Below are 1,358 nucleotides of genomic sequence, written 5' to 3' on the forward strand. Positions count from 1 at the left end.
CTCACCCATATCTCCCCTCAGCAAGCCTTCATCATATCAGCCATCGTCATCGCCATTATGGGTATCACCATGATTGGCTTTGGTTGGGTGCCGCATCTCTCCTTGATACTTGCTATCTGTGTCCTACTGGGCATCGGCGCCTTTAAAGGGCTGAGCTTTGATGACATGCAAGCACAAATGGCCTCAGGCATCATGCGTGGTATCGGTGCCATCTACCTGTTCTTCTTTATTGGTCTGATGGTCGCCGCCTTAATGATGTCAGGTGCCATACCTACTCTTATGTACTTTGGCTTTCAGCTCATCTCACCAGAGTATTATTACATCTCTGCCTTTGTGTTGACTTCCATTATTGGTATTGCATTGGGTAGTAGTCTAACCACAGCGGCAACCCTTGGTGTGGCGTTTATTGGGATGAGTAATGCCTTTGACGCCAATGTCGCGATTGCGGCTGGTGCCGTCGTCTCAGGGGCGTTCTTTGGCGATAAGATGTCTCCCTTGTCTGATACTTGTACCATCGCATCTTCTGTTGTCGGTATTGATCTGTTTGAACACATTCGCAACATGATGTACACCACCGTTCCTGCTTGGATACTCACGGTTATCTTGTTCTGGATGTTCTCAGGTCAGACAGCAGGGTCTGATCTCAGTCAGGTGACTATTCTACAAGGGCAGCTGATTGATAGCGGCTTGGTACAAAACTATGCGGTATTGCCGTTTGTGGTGTTGGTCGGACTGGCTATCTTTCGAGTCAATGCCATCTATACGATTATTTGTACCATTGCTGTGGCACTCATTATCACTTATATACATAGCAGCCCAAGCTTTGGACAATTGGGTGGATATCTGTTTGCAGGGTATGCGCCGGCTGAGTCATTAGAGTTGGGTGAAGTGGGGGGTATGCTGTCACGTGGCGGTGTACAAAGTATGTTCTTTACGCAGGCGATTGTGATATTGGCACTGAGTTTAGGAGGGTTACTCACGGCATTGGGTGTGTTACCAGCATTGTTATCTGGTATCAAAGACACGTTAACGACGTCAGGACGGGCGATCTTTGCGGCGGCGATGTCAGCACTGAGCATCAATGTGCTCATCGGTGAGCAGTACTTGAGTATTTTACTGTCAGGGACGGCTTTTCGTTCGACGTTTGAGCGTTTGAACTTACATCCAAAGAATCTGTCTCGTACGATTGAGGATTCTGGGACGGTCATTAATCCACTGGTGCCTTGGAGTGTGTGCGGGGTGTTTATCAGTCAGGCATTAGGAGTGCCGGTGTTGGATTATTTGCCTTATGCGTTCTTCTGTTATTTGTCTTTGCTATTGACGCTGCTATTTGGCTTTACGGGAGTGACTATTAGTCG

The 1,358-nt window shown here is 47.9% G+C and carries 1 protein-coding gene; it reads left to right on the forward strand.

The window, feature by feature from the left end:
* A partial coding sequence (gene nhaC, locus I6E84_RS14035) for a Na+/H+ antiporter NhaC (protein WP_197218630.1) occupies nucleotides 1-1,358 on the forward strand: 1,358 nt, incomplete at both ends.

This window comes from Psychrobacter sp. SCQQ22 (genome assembly GCF_015864605.1).
Taxonomy (GTDB): Bacteria; Pseudomonadota; Gammaproteobacteria; order Pseudomonadales; family Moraxellaceae; genus Psychrobacter; species Psychrobacter fozii.